Raw genomic sequence first — 17,366 nt, 5'->3', positions numbered from 1 at the left:
ATAAAACACCAGCTCGAGGGTAATAGCCAAAACTATAAATAAAAGCAAGAGTGCATTTTTTCAATAATTTATAAGATATTGAGATCACGAGGGAGTACGAAGGTTAAGACCAGAACAGTATTTTTGATCTTGATAGCATAAAGTACATTTTAAATGACATCCTATTCAAACTTAGAAATAAATATGAAAAGAGCTTTTCCGAGGTGGAAAGTGATATGAAGAATGTCCTCATAAAGATATTTACTGCTTTTGTGGAAAAGGAGAAATTTATTGGGCAACTGATTGGAAGGGAGATGAAAAATATCATTAACTTTTATGCTGTGAAAATAAGATCAGTGGAATTGGTAGAAAAGGTACTTCTCATTCTTATAGAAATAGGGATAAAAGGAGTAGTTTATGAAAGACAGCTTTTATTTAAGATGGAGTAAGAACTATGGCAGATGAAGATCGATTGGTAGAATTAGAAATGAAATTAGCTTATCAAGAAAAATTCATTGATGAGCTTTCTAGTATTGTAACGGATCAATGGAAAAGTTTAAATGAGATATCTAAAAAATTAGATGTGTTAACGAAACGATTTTCAGATTTAGAAGAACGGGGTGTATTTGAAGCTGTTATCTTGCCATTTCCTCGTCAATAAGGACTTATATTTATCTTAAAGCGTTCATTTTTTATAATCCATCTTGTTAGATATGTAAGTGCTTTTTATAAGCTTTATAATTTTCTCACTATTTTAAGAAATTTCAATTTTATAAAGAATAGTGAGAGTATTGAGAGGTATTTTCTCTATACGGTCTATGCTGCTAAAAACAAAAAATTTTTGGAGGGGACAGATGAGCGATCGTAGGCAGTTTTTACGAGCTGCTGAAAGGTTGAAAGAGGTAACTCATCGCTTTTGATTAATACAAATTAAGGTGACACTACTGCTATTTAAGAGAAATCATTAAGTTACAAGAAATTGATTTATAACGATAATAGAGGGTTATTGATATTAAATTAAGCTCCAAATATCGTAAGATTCTCTCATTTAAAATTTCTTCCATGTTGAATCAATAAAAATCACTTTCTTGCGTATCAAAAGTAGGTCTGGCGTGCGGGTAAAATTGTATAAGAAATAGGATTAAAGATGCCATTTATGAACTGTTCTAGGTGCTAAGGGCTGTCGCAATATTGAGAGTTGGCAAATAGTATGATGATGTAGGCTTTGCTCGTTCATAAGCGTAAAGATGATAGTGCTCAATGGCCTTTACGTTATAACATCCATAGGTGGCACTGTGAAATAGGCTTGGGAGTGTCGCGAAATATCTCTTTAAACAAGCTCGTGAATATATAACTCAATGGCTTTCTGTTTTACGTGAGGGATATGCCCCGATTAAGTGAATGCACATGTTTATAATAAGGCATTTATAACCTATTTCTATTGTCAAAATAGCCGTTATTTGACAGAATGAAGTCTTTTCAAAGTGTACTGATTACGTATGACACAATAGATTTTAGAAGAATCTTTTTCATATTAACATCAAATATATTTCGCTTTTAAGTGTACAATATTTTGTGAAAAGGTTTTGGTTTTTCGTGATTCAGGATACAAAGTGCTATTGCGAAAGTACCAAAGATAGACCATACTGGTAAATAAGTGAGAGTAATACAAACTGAGGACAGGGAAGTTGGTATGGTCTTATTGATAGACTGGTTAAGTCCATAGATATCTGTTTGCAGAAGATTTGCTAATATTTTATTTAAGGGAGTGATCGTCCAATGTGATGAGCTCATGGAGTTTACGCTATCAATGACAAATACTACAATTGTTAGTGTAACGAAAATGAAAGCCATGAATTTAAGTAAAGGGCGAAGCATGTTTTTCCTAAAACTTTAATGGAACAATCGTATAATGCACAAAAAAAAAAGAAGTTGCATTATGATGAGGAAGTGAAATTATACTTTCTGTTAAGAAAAAGATTAAAGATATTTTTAGCTTCTTGTATAAAGGTTAAAATCCATATCAAGGGGAAAGGGAGGAATAGTGTGTAATGATGCGAATAGTGAATTGAAGCGTAACCTTCAAAATCGCCACATTCAAATGATTGCTTTGGGTGGTGTTATTGGGACAGGGCTTTTTTATGGATCAACAGAGGCAATTCAATTAGCTGGTCCTTCAGCTATTTTGGCCTATCTTATTGGGGGGGGTGTTATATATTTTATTATGCGCATGCTTGGTGAAATGTCAGTAGAAGAACCAGCATCGGGTGCTTTTAGTTTCTTTGCTTATAAATATTGGGGGAGGTTAGCAGGTTTCATAACAGGTTGGAATTATTGGTTTCTTTATATTCTTGTAAGCATGGCTGAACTTACGGTGATCGGGTTTTACCTCGATCATTGGATTTTGATTGATCATTGGAAGTCATCTCTCATTGTTCTTTTATTCGTTACATGCGTAAATTTGTTTAATGTTCGTTTTTATGGAGAATTTGAATTTGGTTGTGCTTTGATCAAAGTTGCTGCTGTTATTGGGATGATTATTTTGGGGCTTTTTCTCATTGTCACTGGAATAGGTGAAAATCAAGCAAGAATTCATTATCTTTGGGATCATGGCGGTTTTTTTCCTTATGGAGCGATAGGGGTTGTTTTAGCGATTTCTGTAGTAATGTTTTCTTTTGGAGGGACAGAGCTTATTGGTATTGCAGCTGGAGAGGCATCCAATCCACAAAAAATAATTCCAGCAGCTATTCGTCAAGTTATGTGGAGGATTATAATTTTTTATATTGGTTCTATCAGCGTTATTATGATCATCAGTCCGTGGAATATGATTGGAAAAAACGGTAGTCCTTTTGTTACAATTTTTGAAATTGTAGGAATTCCTGCGGCTGGTCATATTTTAAATTTTGTGGTCATTATGGCTGCTATTTCTGTTTACAATAGTGGTATTTATTCTAATGGCCGTATGCTTTATAGCTTAGCTATACAAAAGAATGCACCAGATATTTTCAGTAAATTAAGTACTGCTCGTGTTCCTTATATTGCGATCCTGTTTTCGTCGTTCTGTACGGCGATAATCGTTGTTGTTAATGCTCTTGTCCCTGATAATAGTTTTATGCGGATTATGGCTCTTGCGACTGCAGCTGCGGTTATTACTTGGGCTATTATTATTGTTGTTCATTTAAAATTTCGAAAGGCACATAAGAACAGAAAAGAGAATTTTATTTATGCATTTGGTTTTTATCCATATGCAAACTATTTTTGCCTTTGCTTTCTTGCTTTATTGTTTTTTATTATGTTTGTCAGTGGCTTTGGGAAAAATGGGTTAATGGCTCAACTTTTTGATATGATGGGAATAAGACTATCTTCTCTTGAAACATATATCCCTGTACAGATGCCTGATATGAGTTTGGCAGTTATTATTATTCCTATATGGTGTTTATTTTTATTTTTAGGCTATAAACTTAAGCGTTAACGGTAGAATAGGTAATATAAAGGGATTGATTGGAATAAATCTTGGGGATTATAAAGTTTGATAAGGTGACACAAGTCTTTGGTGATTTGTGTGTTTTAAGGGGTATTTCTATAGAGCTTACCGAAAGACGAATAGCCGTTATTGGTGCGAATGGTTCTGGAAAAAGTACATTTGTTCGTCTTATCAATGGGTTACAATTACCGTCGCATGGTTCTGTAAGCGTTGATGGGCTTGATACAAAGCGCGATGCAAAGGCGGTAAAGCGTAAAGTAGGATTTGTTTTTCAAAATCCTGATAATCAAATTGTTTTACCATTAGTGGAAGAAGATTTATCTTTTGGTCTCAAAAATCTAAAACTGAGTAAAGATGAAATTAAAAAGCGTATAGATGAAATTTTACAGCGCTATGATCTTCAAGCTTTTAGAGATCACCCAGTTCATTTATTAAGCGGTGGACAAAAACAACTTGTTGCCATTTCCAGTGTAGTAGCAATGAAACCAGACTATATTGTTTTTGATGAGCCAACAACATTACTTGATTTGCGAAATAAGCGCCGTGTTACACAGGTTATAGAAGAGTTATCACAAACAGCGATTGTTGTATCACATGACTTGGAATTTCTCAAAAAATTTGATAGAGTGCTTGTTTTTGAGAGAGGGGAGATAGCAATTGATGATGTACCTTTTGTTGCTATCAAGGAGTATATAAGAAGAATGTCATGATCGGTTTATATATTCCAAGGGGTACCTTTATTCATAGGCTTAGTCCGTGGGTTAAACTATTATTTCTTACGGTGTGTGGAACCACTATAATAATGGTTTCATCCACACCGCTTCTTGGGCTATTTTTATTACTTGTAGTCTTATTCTATAGAATCGCCAAGATCCCTTTTCGTACTGTGATAAAGCAGTTTAAATCGATAGGATTACTTTTAGTTCTTCTCTTTGCATTTCAGACTCTTTTTAGTAGTCTGCTTACAGGGGGCGAGGTCATATTACGCCTTATTATTCTTTTTTCTTTATCATCACTTATTTCATTTACAACAAAAGTTTCAGATATGGTGGCTTCAATTGAAGCAGGGCTTCAGCCATTTCGGTATTTTGGTATAAATCCATCAAAAGTAAGTATGGTTATCTCTATGGCTATCCGCTTTATTCCTCTTTTGAGGGAAAAGTTTAATGAAGTGCGTGAAGCACAGCAAGCACGTGGACTGAATACGAATATTGTCGCTCTTGCAATACCTTTAATTATACGAACCATAAGAATGGCTTCAGAAGTAGCGGAAGCATTGGAAGCGCGTTCTTATGATACTGATACTATTGATAAAGTATCTAATAATAATCAAAGCTTTTCATAATGAAAGGATAATAAATGAATACTAAAGACTTAGCCTATATTGCTTTATTTGCTGCTATTTACGCTGTTTTGGGTCTTTTCCCACCTATCCATCTTCCTTTTTTGCTGGGGGTACCTATTACAGCTCAGTCGATGGGACCAATGTTAGCAGGATCTATACTTGGAGCAAAAAGGGGGGCTTTAGCGTCACTTCTTTTTCTTGTCCTTGTTGCGATTGGATTACCTCTATTGCCTGGTGGTCGTGGTGGAATCAGTGTCTTTACAGGAATTGCTAGTGGTTATCTGATAGGTTTTCCATTTGCTGCTTTTTTTATTGGTTTAATGGTTGAATTGTTTTGGCAACGGTTAAATCTTATAACATTATTTGTGATAAATGCTGTAGGTGGTATAGGAGTTGTCTATGCTTTTGGTGTTCCATGGACAGCATATATGACTAAGATCTCTCTACTAAAGGCTTTAATAGCGTCATCGGGTTTTTTGATAGGAGATAGTTTAAAAGTATTGATTGCATCCTTTGTTGCACTTGCAATTAAAAAATCTGTTCCTCTCATTTATAAAAGGAAAGAGTAGTTTTTATTTTGGATATATTTAAAATATAGGAAAGATTATTGATAATATATAATATTATATAAGTAATAATAGTCTTATTGTATAATAAAATTTGTTTATAATATTTTATTAATGCATCAAAAAAAACATTGATTTTGTTATTTTATTATATTATATAATTTATATTATTAATTATATTTAAATTATCTTGATATATTTCTCATGCTGTAAAAATATATTCTTAACTCAGGATGTTGTTGTTGATCATTGATAACAATAACTAAAGATTATTTCATAATGAAGGAATGATTTAGTGAATACAAAAGATCTAACCTATATTGCTCTATTTGCTGCTATTTACGCTGTTTTAAGTCTTTTTCCACCTATTCATCTGCCTTTTTTGCTGGGGGTACCTATTACAGCGCAGTCTATGGCTCCGATGTTAGCAGGATCTATACTTGGAGCAAAAAGAGGAGCTCTAGCATCGCTTCTTTTCCTTGTTCTTATTGCAATTGGATTACCTCTATTGCCAGGAGGGCGTGGTGGAATCAGTGTGTTTTTAGGTATCACCAGTGGCTATTTAATCAGTTTTCCATTTGCGGCATTTTTTATTGGCTTTATGGTTGAGTTATTTTGGAAACGGTTAAACTTTATAATATTATTTTTGATAAATATGGTGGGTGGTATTGGAATTGTCTATTCTTTTGGAATACCGTGGGTGGCTTATATGACACAGGCTTCTTTGCTAACAGTTTTAATAAGTTCATTAGGTTTCTTAATTGGTGCTTTTATAAAAGTGCTGATTGCGTCTTTCGTTGCGCTTGCGATTAAAAAATCTATCCCTCTCATTGCCTCAAAGGAAAAGTAGTAGCTCTATTTTAAATTGAGATATTGTACCGCAGTTCATATGAAAACAAAAAGGAAAAATACGATAAAGACCTCTTCTCTTATTCTCGTGTGTTGTAATAAAAGAATAATATAATAGGGGGGAAATGGTTTTATTGTACAAGTTCTTAAGGGCTTATCTAAAAAGAAGTGCATATAGAATATGCAATAGATTATTATTTAAGAAATATAAAAATTACAAAAAAAGTTTATAAATACCATAGGCTATTTTTATTTATTTGAAATTAAATTACTTTAAAAATCAAATGTTTTATTGAACACAAATTTTAAAGATTTTTATTATTATAAAAGTAAGTTATTATATCAGTATAGAATTATAAATTAAAATTTATCAAATTTATTTTTACTAATATGTGAGTTGTTGAATATCTATTTCTAAAAATAAAATAGCTAATAATTAGTTAGCTAAATTAATTTATAAAATATTTTTATTCTTTTTGTTGTTATATTGCTTGAATTATATACATAAAAACAGTATTATATTCATTATGGATTTTTATTAAAGAGAATAAGGTATAAAATATGAATATAAGATATTATTTTTATGTATCTGTTATTATTTTAGCATTTTCATCTGTCGTAAAAGCGTCTGAGCGTACATCTTTTCCAAGAGAAGCATCTGTTATTGTTACTTCTGCTGTTTTGGAAAAAAATGTATTTCTTGAGGATCAAGTTGATTCTTTATTAAATAAAATTATTATAACTACTCATCCTGCTAATCATGATGTTTTTTGGAAAAGTGTAGCGCCATTATTTCATAAAATAAAACGTCTATATACTTCCTTAGGAGCATATTTATACGCTTCTATATTCTCTATATTCAATTGGTAGAGTATACAGAGAGCAGCTATGTATTATTTTAGCTCAATCTCTACAGTAAAATTATGAATTGTGCTTTTAAAAATATTTCAATTTTTTTTCAAAAAAAATCAGCTTTATTATCGAAATGAGAGATCAAAGATTGTGTTTTCATATTTTGGAAATTATGAATCATCTCATGAAGAAATTGTTTTTCTGATGGGGTATGTTCTGTATTCTTATTATTTTGTTTTCTGTCCACGTTTCCAACCACATAAACGTTCACCTTGTTTATTATGCTTTAGAATATCTTTTGCCAAATTTAGGCTAATTACACTAATATCTTGCCGATTCAAATAGATGGGCAGCCATCCCATACAAGAAGTTTGTTTATTCGTTGCGCAACCAGTCAGAAAGCTTATTACGCACATCAGCATCACTTTTCTGATTAACTTCATTTTCTACCTCAAGCCGTGTTGTTGCCATCTTGCAAGCTTTCTTTGTTTGTTTTTGCTGCTCAGCTTTTTTTCCAAGGAAAAAAGCCCTTGCTAAAGCAATAAAAAAAGCCGTTAAAATTGCTATTGTTATGGTTAGGTATTTTTTTATCCATAAGATCATAGGCGGTACTCCAGAAAACGTTTAGCGATATATATCATGGCCGTACAAGCCGCCAAAACCATAATACCCGCTAACGCCCATTGAACAGGACCATTACCCGCAAAAAGCCCTCCAAGTCCTGAAAGAGAACCTATAATTGGTGCAATAGCTTCTACTTTGCAGATACCTGTTACACCTTGTGATTCTACTATTTGATAATTTGGAGATACATATGAGCCCTGAGCCCATAATCCTGCCTCAGCAGCTCGACGATTAACAAGACCTCGAAGACGCTTTCCTCCTACTCTCGTCCATTTTTGTAATTCAGTTGGCACAGCTTCATAATTTCCTCTATTAAGCTTTTTTACAAGTGTAGAGTTACGAAAAGCTTCTGTTCCAACATTATAAGAAAATGATACAAGTGCGGCAAACTGCTCATCGTTTAAAGGAACAGTAATAGTTTGTTCAACAACATATTCAAATTTTTGTAAGTCTTGACAAAGAATCTTCTCCGCTTCTGCTTCCGTAATCCGCATATCTTTATGAACATGTGGCGTACCAACAGCGCTTGTATGTCCATAACCAATTGCCCACACACCAACTAAATCTTCGTAGGCGCTTAAACGCAAACCTTCCCATTTCTTAATTAGTGCCAACCCTTCTTTTGATATTTTTCGCATTATCCCTATTCCATAAAAAAACCTACACAAAGCAGGGCATGAATAAAATTCAAATTCACATCTGCCTATTTTAAAGAATAGAACAGTGAAATAGTCTGGTAGAGCTATAATAACTCTGTGCTAAAAATGTTTAAGATCTATATCATTTTATTCATAAGAAAAAAGAACACGTTAATTACTATCTATTCTGTAACAGGCAGTTTCCTTTCGACTTAAAAAAGCAACAATTCCAACTCAATGCAATCTGCAATAAGAGAGAATTCTTTCAATATTTTTTACAACTCATCACCAATATGGTTTACCCTATAAATTCTATAGGTAGTTTTATCCTAAATGTTCCTTTCTTCTTTAAAAAGTCGTTTGCGGTAACACATAAAATAATACAAAAAAAATAAACAACTAGTAGTATACATTAATATTTGTTTATCCAATACTTGTTTTATCAACTCACACTATTGCTCTGAGGAAGAATTCTTACATCATCCTTCTTACCAATTTATATCACATTTCCATCAACGTTCAGAATAAAGCTCTATCCAATTGTAATATGAGAATTTTCATAAAAATCACCTATGAATCTTAAAAAATTTAGATAATAAATTCTTTCAATTTACCCCATCACTGTTGTCCTAGAGCAACTTTATTTGAAAAGCTTTCAACTTGCTCAGGAAAACAAGAATACACCTAAGAAAAGGCAAGAATAACAACAATCAACACAATAAAGACAGCGACTCCTGAAGAATTACAATATTTGCTACTTATATCGAAAAAGCTACCATAAAAGCGCAAAAAGATATTATAATTAAACATTATGTATTTACAAATGCGGCTTAAGATCCTACATCTAAATACATAATGTATTATACAGATTTGAATCAGAAAATCTACAATTAATTTTATAATTCTTTATTTTGCTCTCTAATTGTCTCAATTGCCTCAAAAAAGATAAATTCATCAAGAAGTTTTTTAAAGAAAGATCTCTATAAGCCAATTTACCAAAATAAAAAACATAATAGATATAATTTATCCATCTACATGTTCTGATAGCAAGACATCAAAATTCATGGTATCAACTGAGATGAAGATAACTTATTCAAAATGTACCAAACCTGGAGTTTCTAAAAAAGAAATTGAGTATTTATTCACCAAACTTGGAAATTTTATCATCAAGTGCGACCAAAATGTTAAAGAAGAGTATTTCAGAGCCATTGGAAGAAGCTATAATATACGATTTTCAGTTTTTATCTTCAAAACAAATAAATAAAAGTGAACTGTTCATACGTCCTCCTTCGAGTTTGTTATATACAGCGAAAAGAGATTGTTTTGATAATCCATCTTCTATGTATTTAAGATGTTTTATAATCATTTGATTTTATAATGATTCATAATGCCGTTATTATATCTAATATCTTCAAATATTTCTTTGATTTTTCTATCGCTATCATTTATGGACGATTCATAATTTATAACAGTTTTCAAGATATTCTTCCTGTAATTCTATGCTTTCAATTGTATTTTAACACTAAATCAGCATATCTCCGATAGGTCATGATATTGATTTTCATTGCATTCTTTGTACTCTCTAAAGCTTTAGGGGATTTATAAAGGTGATAAAAATGCTTTGCTACCTCCCCATATAGTATGTTTTATCGCTGTTGTAATCAATCTTTTTGCATTAGTTATTTACAATTTTTTAAAAATAAATATTTTAAAATTCTGATACTTATATCCTTAATTTTATCAATGAGGTTTATTTACCTTATATTTGGCTATACAGAGCGAATTTAATTCCTCATGTGGTAATAAAACTATCCAATCGCTCTGTACGGTGCTTTTTATCTTGTTGTAACGTAAAACACCTTCATTTAAGAATGGTAATATAAGGCATGTAAAACTTCATGCATGAAGTGTTTTCCATTGTTGAATATATTGACGAATGATCAAAAGGGGAGGGATGCTCAGAAAGGTAGAATGATTGAGTAAGACGCGCTACTCCATAATTTTTTGGGTGAAGAGCATTTTTCTGCTTGAGCATTTCATTAGAATGTATTTCTAAAAGCTACTGATGTAGATACCATGATTGTTAGTGAATAATTTGTAAGGTGATGAATGTGACACTTTCATCATTAAATTCAAAACATTCAGCTTTAAAATTAAACCAATTTTGTGGACTTACTCGTGTGGTGTATAATCGAGCTTTAGCATGGCAAAATGAGCAATATAAACAAGGACAGCAACTTCAAGTTCCCTTATACGCAAATTGCAAATTTATTACAACAATTGAAACAAAATCTAAATGAACTTAAAATATGCAATAAATCTATGCAATTTATTGTTATTAGTAATTTCAAACGATTGTGTTCAATATTAATTATCTGAAGTTGTGATAAAAAATATTATAAACTATTATGGATGGTAGATATTTTGTTCATACGTGGCAACTTTTATAAAAAAATGGACAATTAAAGCATATATTAAAGTATGGTTTCTGATACGAATTTAAATAAAACAAAAATATACAACGTATTGATTTTATATATTTTATGCAAGATAATGCTGCCATTATCAGACAAACAGTGCTGAAAAACGCAACACTTACCAGCAATGGAGTGGGGAGATGTTCTCGATGTTTATTCAACAAGATTTTAGATATATATCATTTGGCAAAATCTTGTGATAACTTTACATTGATCACTTAAAATACTTAATTATGATATGGTTGAGAAGTTAAGTGTATCGATAGCGTTTTTATCTTCTATAGAAATTGGTAAAAAAATTGCACTATAAATCAACACGTTGTCTCCTTATTATAGCATGCCATTTTGATTTAAATAGCAAAAAGAAAAAATGTGAGTTTCCATAGATGAGGGGATGTATGAGAAAGAAAGATGCTGACATTTCACAAGTAAAAGTACGTCAAGATCCTGTTAATCAATTGGCAATAGAAATGCGTGCAAAGCGCTTCTGTTTAAGCTTACAAGAGGCTAAAAATCCGCTTTCTAGTACTTATATTGGGCGGTTATGTTTACAAGGGGTGCTTACTCAAGATCAGTATGATGCTGCACAAAAATATCTTGAAGTAAAAAATGACTATTCGTGTGCAAAAGGTTTGCCAAGCGCTGTGTATGATGAAATGCCCTCATCTTCTGATGACAAAGCAAGAGAAAAATGGGTTGAATTTGCAACAGAACAGTTTTCTAATATGCAAGAGGCGATAAAAGAAACACAACATCTCTATAGACAGTATAACCTTCATGCTGCTTTACAATATCTTGTTGTAGAAGATCAAACATTGCCACATCTTGTGAATTCTTTGCGAATTGCTCTGAATGATCTCCAGAAATATTTTGACCCAAAAAATAAATGGTAAATGTTTTACGAGTATTTTTATAAAAGCATCAAAAGCTCTTGAAATAGTTTTTAAGATGTTATATTATTATATAACATTTTAGAGAGGGTGTTTTATGCATACAACAAAATTACGTAAAGTTGGAGGGTCAGTGATGCTTTCTATACCACCTGCCTTGCTTGATGTTCTCCATCTTACTGAAAACACACAAGTAGGTTTGGCTGTTGATAATGGACAATTGATTGTGAAGCCACAAACATTTCCAAGTTACACTCTTGATGAATTATTAGCCCAATGTAATCCTTCAGATGATTTTGCAGATGAGGATATGGAATGGTTGGATGCTAAGCCTGTTGGTAGAGAGCTCTTGTGATGAAGTGGGGCGAAATTTGGCTTGTATCTCTTGATCCAACTTCAGGCTATGAGCAAAAAGGGACGCGTCCTGTACTGATTGTATCACCGGAAGCGTTTAATCGTGTAACGAAAACACCCATTGTCTTACCTATTACAAGCGAAGGACATTTTGTTAGAACAGCAGGTTTTGCTGTCTCATTAATGGGAGTAGGATTGCATACAACAGGCGTGATACGTTGTGACCAGCCATGTGCTCTTGATATTGGAGCGCGTCAGGGTAAGAAAATGGAAACAGTTCCCCCCATGGTTATGAACGAAGTCCTTGCTAAGCTAGCAACATTTCTCACGTAGTTTTTTTGCGGCATGGCGTGAAACGTTTTTCTGTACAGTACGTTGTCTTTGTATTACAGTGAATACAAATATGAGGATTGCCTTATGACAACATCTATTCGTTTGCTAAGTAATCTTGAAACACGTTTGAATAATTTAGCTGCTAAGACAGGACGTACAAAGTCTTTTTTATTTGCGTGAAATTATTGAACGTGGAATAGAGGAAGCAGAGGATTATTATTTAGCTTCACAAGTCAGAGAGCGTGTTCAAAGAGGAGAGGCACCTTTTTATAGCTCTGAAGAGGTCAGGAAAGAACTTGGCTTGGACGATTAAAGATGAGGAACTAAGAAAAAGTTTGTTAAATGTTTTTTAGAAAAATTTACAAATCCTTAGATATCATAACAGATACTGTATCAAGTGTCCGTAAGATTTGTCGAAATTAAAATATTTATTTTTGAAAATCGCCTCTTGCATTTCAATATTAAACTGTTTGCATTCTCCATTGAAAGCGTCTTTTAATGTCTTCATTTTTTCAGCACTGAAGATTACTTTTAGCTTCTCTTGTCTGTCCTATAAGTGTATTCTAATAGCTTAACCTATCACAGCATTGATTTATTGCTCCTAGTTGATAAGCCTTCTCAAATGTTGGAATATCTTCAGAATTTTGTAGATTATCTTTTTCTTTGTACTTATTTAGTTTCCTCTCCACCTCGTCGGTAGAGCAATCCTCATCTAAAGCAATATATCCTTCTGTAACAGCTTCAAGAAGACTCTTATAATAAATAAACTTTTTTCTTGCTGCTTTATAAATATCGGAAATGTTATTCAATAACACTAAAAAGTTCCTTTTTACAAATTAAAAGGAATTCGTATTTAGGGACCAGATGGTATGGGAATTCTAGTATCTTTTCTATCTCTTCATATTCTGTATTTTTAGATATATCACGCCAGTAGATTTCCATAGATGCTAGCTCTTTATATACTCCTTTAGATTTGTCTTCTTGTTTTTGTTCATACAGAGACGCGATCATATCATCAACTACATATAGCCACCAATGCAACAACAACATTGTAGGTTTATGACATGTTTTTTCTGTGAGTGGATCTATGAACTTTTCAACAATTATCCCATTTTTTTCATTAGTCGTATTGCTTTTAGATAAGTTTTCTTAAAAATAGGATGGGTGTGCATCATTAAAGCGTTGATTTTTTCGTTGTACTCAGGAGTAAGCTCTGTTTCTAGAGCTTTCTCATAGAGAAACAATATTTCTTTATATTCTTGAGTACAGATATCTTTTATGATGGGATGGTAGTATTTACAATCTTCAGCTATCATTATTGGATGTTTTATTCTTAGTATATCCCTTTCCCACAGTCTAATTTCTGTATTCCATTTTTTAATCCATTTTTGCGATATTTTTTGAGCCTTCTTTAAAAGACTTCTATCCCATTTCGTAATTTGTTCTTTGTACATTTCTATTTCTCGATTTTTCTGTTCCTGAAGTAACTCGAATTGTTCTTCATAGGCATTTATTCTTAAATAGTTCCTAAAAGCCATACAAGCTGGGTAGAGCAGTGAGGTGGAGAAAGAAAGAGATCTTAGCCTTTACTCCGGAGAAAAATACGGAGCAAATAACAACAAATTAGGTAAAATTGTATAAACCACAATAGGTGGTCTAAAAACAGATAATTAAAGAGAAAATCTATATATTTCAATGTGCTAAAAACAAAAAGTGGTGCCCAGACGCGGCAGGCGGGGGTTTATCAACAAGATTCAAAGTATATAAATATGTGTAAGAGCGTATTGATGTGTATAGTTTTTTATGTTCCGATAAAAAAATTAAGAATTAAAGAAAAAATCTCAAATCAAAAATTAAAGGTGGTCTAAAAGGTGGACGAAAAGGGAAATTAAGTGAGGGCAATTCATCGGTTATCAGCATTACTTGTAAAGTCCTCTCCACAAGGAAAATATTGTGATGGGGCAGGGCTATGGTTGAATGTTCGAAAAGACAATACACGCTCTTGGTTTTTTCGGTATACGCACCACAATAAGCGCCGTGAAATGGGACTTGGTCCTGTTACGAAACTCTCTTTAAAAGAAGCGCGTGAGCTTGCGAGATATTATAGTGAAATTCTTAGAGAAGGCAATGATCCTATTGTCTTTCGGGAACAGACCGTCTTAAAACAGCAAAGCAACATATTAAGTGAGATTGCAAAAGCAGCTTTTGAAAGTAAAAAAGCTGAGTTAAAAAATGAAGGCAAAAATGGGCGTTGGTTTTCTCCACTAGAATTGCATGTTGTTCCACATATAGGGAATTTTCCTATAGAACAATTAACAGCAAATATCATTCGCAATGTTTTGGCACCTCTTTGGCATGAAAAAGCAGATACAGCAAGAAAAGCATTAAACCGTATTAACATTTGCTTGAAATATGCTGCAGCTCTTGGTTTGGATGTTGATCTACAAGCCTGTATGAAAGCACGTGCTCTTTTAGGAAAGCTCCGTGTTACATCAACAAATATTCCTGCTATGCCATGGCAAGAAGTTCCTACTTTTTATCAGAATTTAGATGATAAGATTCTTTCAAATTTAGCACTGAAGCTTCTGATTTTGACTGGAGTACGGTCATATCCATTGCGATATTTGCGTCTTGAACAAATAGATAAAGATATATGGACAATACCAAAAGAAAATATGAAAGGTATTGTGGGAAAAGTTTCAGATTTTCGCGTGCCATTAAGTCATGCAGCTTTGAAAGTGATTGAAAGATCTCTCCCTTTTGAGAAAAAAGGTTTTCTCTTTTCTGGTCTTACAGGCAAGCCAATTTCTGATGCAAGCATGTCAAAATATATGACAGTTTGTGGTTTTACTTATCGTCCTCATGGTTTCCGTTCAAGTTTACGGGATTGGATAGCAGAAACAACGTCAACGCCTTTTGAGATTGCCGAAACTGTTCTTGCGCATTCCGTTGGGAGTTCAGTGACAAAAGCTTATATGCGAACGGATTTTTTAGAACAGCGACATGCTCTCTTGGAACAGTGGGCTGCATTTATAACAGGAGCGACTTGACAGAGTTATAACAATGTGTCTATTGTCGAAAAAGGTGCCTGAAAAACACTTTGAATCGATAGCGGATAGATTGCCGAAACAATCTTTTCTCCGCACATTATAGACTTTGACTCATTGTATGTTAAATGCGTATAGTGACTTTGTCGGGTGTGGTTACGTTATACAATACCCTTTTGGGAAAAGCGTAACGACGGACTATCGACCGTGTTTTTCAGCACCCGGCATTCAGAAACAAAATTAGCAAAAGTATTAAAAGATTATAGAAAGTATCTTGACATTATTTCCGTGATGTGTATTTTCGAATCAGGTGCCTAGAAAACACCTTAGACACATAGCGGATAGATTGCCGATACAATCTTTTCTCCGCGCATTAAAGGCTTTGACTCATTGTACGTTACACACATATAATGATTTTGTCGGGTGTGGTTATGCTATACAATACCCTTTTGGGGAAGGCATAACGACGGGCTATGTGCCGTGTTTTCTAGCACCCGGCGCTCTTCTAGAGTGTCAATAGAAGACATTTAAACACATAGGAGTTCATTATGAACACACTTATAGAGATTAAAGAACAAATCATTGATCAGGAAACTGTTCAAACTGTTAATGCGCGTGAGTTACACGTGTTTTTAGAAATAGGGAAAGATTTTTCTACCTGGATTAAAGACCGCATTCATCAGTATAAATTTGAAGAGGGTAGTGATTTTATAAAAACACAAGATTTGCGGTCCCCAAAATTGGGGAGCGCAAAATCTAGAGCTGTTACAGCAATAGATTATCACCTTACCTTAGACATGGCGAAAGAACTCTCAATGGTTGAACGCAATGAGAAAGGTAGGCAGGCTCGTCGTTACTTTATTGAGTGTGAGAAAAAGTTAAAAAGTCAATCTACTGATTATGATGTTGATCGGTGCTTTGATTTACCAAGTTATTGGGAGGGTATGAATGCTGGTGAAAAAGCTTTGTATCTTTTAGGTCCTATTCATGTCCGTCTTGTTGACGCTTTTAGAGTGGATGAAGAGAACAGAAAATATAAAGCCCTCATTAAAGAAGCAAAGCAGGTTTTAGCAAGATCTGTTGTGAAAGCTGCTTAATTTTAAAAGTATGGTTCATCTCCCCGTTTTAAAAGCGGGGAGGGAATTATTAGATAAATCTCTTGACATGAGTCTTAAATGTAGTGCACTGTAGTACAAATAAATAGGAGATTGAGGCAAATGGGTAAAATTCAAGCACGCATCCCTGATGAAGTTCAAGAAGTTGCAAGTGCAGTTATCAAATCCACGGGTTTGACTGTATCAGATGCGGTCCGTATGTTTATGACCCGAATTGCTAGAGATAAAGCATTGCCACTTGATCTCTTTCAACCCAATCCGGAAACATTGCAGGCTATAGAAGATGCTGAGATGGGACGTGTCGAACGTACGTCATTGGATGATTTGCGCGCCATGATTCGTGCGGATAAAGCTGAAGTATGTAAATCTGCAAAGTGATCTTGGTTAGCTATGCGGGAAATTGTTTATACGAAGTCTTTTCGGCGTGATCTTAAACGTGAAAGTAGGGGGAGATATGCTGATACATTAGAGACAGACTTGCTGCTTGTGATCAAATTGTTAGCGGAAAACAAACCCTTAAAAGTACAGTGGAGAGATCACGCACTAACAGGTCAATGGCAGAACTGTCGTGATTGCCATATCAAACCAGATTTGGTTTTGATCTATCGAAAGCCTGATGATGAAACATTAGAACTTTTAAGGCTTGGTTCACATTCTGAACTGCGTTTATGACAATTTTTCAATGTTTTGAAAACCACTGTTTCATATGTGCAAAGATATTATCTATCGCATCCATAAGGCGAGCAAAATCAAGGATAAGCAAAAAAAGAAAAAATACTATCCACTTCATCAGACGCGACATCATTTTCACAC

The 17,366-nt window shown here is 33.6% G+C and carries 20 protein-coding genes and 2 pseudogenes; 18 read left to right on the top strand and 4 right to left on the bottom strand.

Features of this window, described 5'->3' with window-relative positions; all coding sequences use genetic code 11:
• Positions 1–203 precede the first annotated feature (203 nt).
• From PVV69_RS00120 to PVV69_RS00080, 8 genes are all read left to right on the top strand, one after another.
• Positions 204–428 (top strand): hypothetical protein, encoded by a 225-nt coding sequence (locus tag PVV69_RS00120; protein WP_273755973.1) that lies wholly within the window; start codon positions 204–206, stop codon positions 426–428.
• Positions 429–433: 5 nt separating this feature from the next.
• The gene (locus tag PVV69_RS00115; RefSeq protein WP_273721217.1) at positions 434–640 is read left to right on the top strand and encodes a SlyX family protein; all 207 of its coding nucleotides are present in this window, start codon (positions 434–436) and stop codon (positions 638–640) included.
• Between the two features lie 1,440 nt (positions 641–2,080).
• Positions 2,081–3,451, top strand: coding sequence for an amino acid permease (locus tag PVV69_RS00105; protein ID WP_275064581.1), 1,371 nt, complete (start codon positions 2,081–2,083; stop codon positions 3,449–3,451).
• A gap of 41 nt (positions 3,452–3,492) precedes the next feature.
• Positions 3,493–4,173, top strand: coding sequence for an energy-coupling factor ABC transporter ATP-binding protein (locus tag PVV69_RS00100; protein ID WP_273755967.1), 681 nt, complete (start codon positions 3,493–3,495; stop codon positions 4,171–4,173).
• Positions 4,170–4,808 (top strand): energy-coupling factor transporter transmembrane protein EcfT, encoded by a 639-nt coding sequence (locus PVV69_RS00095; protein WP_273755965.1) that lies wholly within the window; start codon positions 4,170–4,172, stop codon positions 4,806–4,808. Before PVV69_RS00100 ends, PVV69_RS00095 begins: the two co-directional genes overlap by 4 nt.
• A 14-nt stretch (positions 4,809–4,822) precedes the next feature.
• Complete coding sequence (locus PVV69_RS00090) at positions 4,823–5,377, top strand: biotin transporter BioY (protein ID WP_273755964.1); 555 nt, start codon at positions 4,823–4,825, stop codon at positions 5,375–5,377.
• 292 nt (positions 5,378–5,669) lie between these two features.
• The gene (locus PVV69_RS00085) at positions 5,670–6,224 is read left to right on the top strand and encodes a biotin transporter BioY (RefSeq protein ID WP_273755963.1); all 555 of its coding nucleotides are present in this window, start codon (positions 5,670–5,672) and stop codon (positions 6,222–6,224) included.
• A gap of 560 nt (positions 6,225–6,784) precedes the next feature.
• Positions 6,785–7,093 (top strand): hypothetical protein, encoded by a 309-nt coding sequence (locus PVV69_RS00080; RefSeq protein ID WP_273755962.1) that lies wholly within the window; start codon positions 6,785–6,787, stop codon positions 7,091–7,093.
• A 357-nt stretch (positions 7,094–7,450) separates the two neighbouring features.
• On the opposite strand, the gene PVV69_RS00070 is transcribed toward PVV69_RS00080, so the two are convergent.
• The gene (locus tag PVV69_RS00070; RefSeq protein ID WP_273755959.1) at positions 7,451–7,678 is read right to left on the bottom strand and encodes a hypothetical protein; all 228 of its coding nucleotides are present in this window, start codon (positions 7,676–7,678) and stop codon (positions 7,451–7,453) included.
• A complete protein-coding gene (locus tag PVV69_RS00065) occupies positions 7,675–8,337 on the bottom strand; it encodes a lysozyme (RefSeq protein ID WP_273721201.1) in 663 nt (220 codons plus the stop codon). The genes PVV69_RS00070 and PVV69_RS00065 overlap by 4 nt, the downstream gene beginning before the upstream one ends.
• 2,111 nt (positions 8,338–10,448) lie before the next feature.
• Here PVV69_RS00065 and PVV69_RS00060 point away from each other — a divergent pair.
• The 5 genes and pseudogenes from PVV69_RS00060 (at position 10,449) to PVV69_RS09980 (ending at position 12,704) form a co-directional block, all read left to right on the top strand.
• On the top strand, positions 10,449–10,637 hold the full coding sequence (locus PVV69_RS00060; protein ID WP_273755958.1) for a helix-turn-helix domain-containing protein: 189 nt from the start codon (positions 10,449–10,451) through the stop codon (positions 10,635–10,637).
• Positions 10,638–11,212: 575 nt separating this feature from the next.
• Positions 11,213–11,707: a hypothetical protein gene (locus PVV69_RS00055; protein WP_273755956.1), complete on the top strand. Its 495-nt coding sequence runs from the start codon at positions 11,213–11,215 to the stop codon at positions 11,705–11,707.
• Positions 11,708–11,801: 94 nt separating this feature from the next.
• Positions 11,802–12,059 (top strand): AbrB/MazE/SpoVT family DNA-binding domain-containing protein, encoded by a 258-nt coding sequence (locus PVV69_RS00050; RefSeq protein ID WP_273755955.1) that lies wholly within the window; start codon positions 11,802–11,804, stop codon positions 12,057–12,059.
• Positions 12,059–12,391: a type II toxin-antitoxin system PemK/MazF family toxin gene (locus PVV69_RS00045; protein WP_273755953.1), complete on the top strand. Its 333-nt coding sequence runs from the start codon at positions 12,059–12,061 to the stop codon at positions 12,389–12,391. Before PVV69_RS00050 ends, PVV69_RS00045 begins: the two co-directional genes overlap by 1 nt.
• Positions 12,392–12,475: 84 nt before the next feature.
• Positions 12,476–12,704, top strand: a pseudogene (locus tag PVV69_RS09980) (DUF6290 family protein).
• A 250-nt stretch (positions 12,705–12,954) separates the two neighbouring features.
• Here the strand turns inward: PVV69_RS09980 and PVV69_RS00035 are convergent.
• Together PVV69_RS00035 and PVV69_RS00030 are read right to left on the bottom strand one after the other, a co-directional pair.
• Entirely contained in the window at positions 12,955–13,206 is a 252-nt protein-coding gene (locus PVV69_RS00035; protein ID WP_273755951.1) for a hypothetical protein, read from the bottom strand.
• Between the two features lie 288 nt (positions 13,207–13,494).
• Complete coding sequence (locus PVV69_RS00030) at positions 13,495–13,929, bottom strand: hypothetical protein (protein WP_273755949.1); 435 nt, start codon at positions 13,927–13,929, stop codon at positions 13,495–13,497.
• Here PVV69_RS00030 and PVV69_RS00025 point away from each other — a divergent pair.
• From PVV69_RS00025 to PVV69_RS00005, 5 genes and pseudogenes are all read left to right on the top strand, one after another.
• Positions 13,923–14,018: pseudogene (locus tag PVV69_RS00025) on the top strand (DNA-binding protein); the annotation flags it as partial. The gene PVV69_RS00030 and the pseudogene PVV69_RS00025 sit on opposite strands and share 7 nt — an antisense overlap.
• 265 nt (positions 14,019–14,283) lie before the next feature.
• Positions 14,284–15,441, top strand: a complete 1,158-nt coding sequence (locus tag PVV69_RS00020; RefSeq protein WP_273755947.1) for a site-specific integrase — start codon at positions 14,284–14,286, stop codon at positions 15,439–15,441.
• 545 nt (positions 15,442–15,986) lie between these two features.
• A complete protein-coding gene (locus PVV69_RS00015; protein WP_273755945.1) occupies positions 15,987–16,535 on the top strand; it encodes an antA/AntB antirepressor family protein in 549 nt (182 codons plus the stop codon).
• A 120-nt stretch (positions 16,536–16,655) separates the two neighbouring features.
• Entirely contained in the window at positions 16,656–16,931 is a 276-nt protein-coding gene (locus tag PVV69_RS00010; protein ID WP_273721197.1) for a type II toxin-antitoxin system RelB/DinJ family antitoxin, read from the top strand.
• Between the two features lie 12 nt (positions 16,932–16,943).
• Positions 16,944–17,225, top strand: coding sequence for a type II toxin-antitoxin system YafQ family toxin (locus tag PVV69_RS00005; protein ID WP_273755943.1), 282 nt, complete (start codon positions 16,944–16,946; stop codon positions 17,223–17,225).
• Positions 17,226–17,366: the final 141 nt, after the last annotated feature.

The sequence above is a fragment of the Bartonella sp. MM73XJBT genome (assembly GCF_028618465.1).
Taxonomy (GTDB): Bacteria; Pseudomonadota; Alphaproteobacteria; order Rhizobiales; family Rhizobiaceae; genus Bartonella.
Note: the sequence above shows the minus strand (reverse complement) of the source record. Positions and strands in the feature narration are given on the sequence as shown.

Excerpts from the sequence above, each read along its gene's own strand:
- PVV69_RS00115 (WP_273721217.1), top strand. The coding sequence starts at position 434 with ATGGCAGATGAAGATCGATTGGTAGAATTAGAAATGAAATTAGCTTAT.
- PVV69_RS00105 (WP_275064581.1), top strand. The coding sequence starts at position 2,081 with ATGATTGCTTTGGGTGGTGTTATTGGGACAGGGCTTTTTTATGGATCA.
- PVV69_RS00095 (WP_273755965.1), top strand. The coding sequence starts at position 4,170 with ATGATCGGTTTATATATTCCAAGGGGTACCTTTATTCATAGGCTTAGT.
- PVV69_RS00090 (WP_273755964.1), top strand. The coding sequence starts at position 4,823 with ATGAATACTAAAGACTTAGCCTATATTGCTTTATTTGCTGCTATTTAC.
- PVV69_RS00080 (WP_273755962.1), top strand. The coding sequence starts at position 6,785 with ATGAATATAAGATATTATTTTTATGTATCTGTTATTATTTTAGCATTT.
- PVV69_RS00070 (WP_273755959.1), bottom strand. The coding sequence starts at position 7,678 with ATGATCTTATGGATAAAAAAATACCTAACCATAACAATAGCAATTTTA.
- PVV69_RS00065 (WP_273721201.1), bottom strand. The coding sequence starts at position 8,337 with ATGCGAAAAATATCAAAAGAAGGGTTGGCACTAATTAAGAAATGGGAA.
- PVV69_RS00055 (WP_273755956.1), top strand. The coding sequence starts at position 11,213 with ATGAGAAAGAAAGATGCTGACATTTCACAAGTAAAAGTACGTCAAGAT.
- PVV69_RS00050 (WP_273755955.1), top strand. The coding sequence starts at position 11,802 with ATGCATACAACAAAATTACGTAAAGTTGGAGGGTCAGTGATGCTTTCT.
- PVV69_RS00045 (WP_273755953.1), top strand. The coding sequence starts at position 12,059 with ATGAAGTGGGGCGAAATTTGGCTTGTATCTCTTGATCCAACTTCAGGC.
- PVV69_RS00030 (WP_273755949.1), bottom strand. The coding sequence starts at position 13,929 with ATGGCTTTTAGGAACTATTTAAGAATAAATGCCTATGAAGAACAATTC.
- PVV69_RS00015 (WP_273755945.1), top strand. The coding sequence starts at position 15,987 with ATGAACACACTTATAGAGATTAAAGAACAAATCATTGATCAGGAAACT.
- PVV69_RS00010 (WP_273721197.1), top strand. The coding sequence starts at position 16,656 with ATGGGTAAAATTCAAGCACGCATCCCTGATGAAGTTCAAGAAGTTGCA.
- PVV69_RS00005 (WP_273755943.1), top strand. The coding sequence starts at position 16,944 with ATGCGGGAAATTGTTTATACGAAGTCTTTTCGGCGTGATCTTAAACGT.